Origin of the sequence: Bacillus sp. SRB3LM (assembly GCF_015712745.1) — a bacterium.
GTDB lineage: Bacteria > Bacillota > Bacilli > Bacillales > Bacillaceae_G > Bacillus_A > Bacillus_A thuringiensis_K.
In genome coordinates this window covers 1-1,282 of record NZ_VWVQ01000075.1, presented here as the reverse complement: position 1 = coordinate 1,282, position 1,282 = coordinate 1, and the positions used below count along the sequence as shown (strand labels likewise).

Below are 1,282 nucleotides of genomic sequence, written 5' to 3'. Positions count from 1 at the left end.
TGAAGTGACCCCCGAAAAGGGGACACCAATCAAAACACCTAAACCACTTGTTCCCTAAATTCTTTAGGGGATAGGTGGTTTAATTTTTCTTGAATTCGCACACAATTGTAGTAATGAATGTATTCTAGCACAATCTTTTGCACAGTTGTGTTGGATACTTTTGTTATCTCTTGTGAATAGAAGGCTTCACTTTTTAAATGACCAAAGAAGCTTTCCATGACGGCATTATCATGGCAATTTCCTCTCCGGGACATGCTGGTGATCATGCCGTTTTCTTTGGCATACGCTTGAAATTCTTTTGCTGTATAAATACTTCCTTGATCTGAGTGAAGAAGGACATCTTTTACTTTTCGCCCTCTCATTGCTTGTTTTAATGTCTTCATCGCTAATGTCAGTGTTTGTGATTCGCTGATGACACAACTAATAATTTCACGATTAAAGGCATCCATAATCGTTGATAAATACAAGGTACGCTCTCCAAATAAGAGATACGTCACATCCGTAAACCACTTTTCATTTGGTCTGGATGCATCGAATTGGCGCTCCAATCGATGAGGGGATACCATTGGCTCCGTACCATTGATATATTTCTTTTTCTTTCGACGTACTTTTGAAAGAATGTGATTTTGTCTCATGATTCGTAATACTTTTTTATGATTGACACACAGTCCCATTTTTCGAAGAGTAGCGGTCACTCTTCGATATCCATACCGGAATTTATGCCTAAGACAAACGTCCTTTACTTTCTCTTCTATACCATCTTTCAAATCTTCCGTTCGTTGTAACCAACGATAAAATGTGGAACGGGGTAATTCTAATACGTTACACAATTCTTTTACCGTTATTTTTGTTTTTACATTTTCCCATAAAGCAACTACAGTTTCTGGTTTCAGCCCCTTTCGATTTCCAGATACTTTCCCCATACAAGTAATTTTGTTTTTAGATGTTTATTTTCTAAACGTATCTGTTCTAATTCACTGAGCTCTTTTGGTCCTTTTCCATAAGAATATTGTTTTCCTACAGGTTGTTGAAAACGATACGTTTGATCTGTACGATACCATTTCATCCATGTCTTAATTTGGGAAACATTTTTAATTCCGAGTTTCTCCATAATTGTACGATTTGAGTAGCCGTCTTTCTTCATTTCAATCACTTTCCACTTTGTTTCTTCTGGGTAATGAACTCTTGTCTTCAAACGAAAAACACCTCCAATGAATTTGCATACTTAGTATGCGAATTCAGGAGGTGTTTTTTTCATGTACCACTATTCGGGTTCACTTCA

At 36.9% G+C, this 1,282-nt stretch carries 1 protein-coding gene; it reads right to left on the bottom strand.

From position 1 onward, the window contains the following. Positions 1–38: 38 nt before the first annotated feature. Positions 39–1,195 (bottom strand): IS3 family transposase gene (locus tag F3I02_RS21140; RefSeq protein WP_196477871.1). Its coding sequence is split into 2 segments (ribosomal slippage): positions 39–943 and positions 943–1,195, totalling 1,158 coding nucleotides; the frame shifts between segments, so codons are not numbered across the junction. Positions 1,196–1,282: the final 87 nt, after the last annotated feature.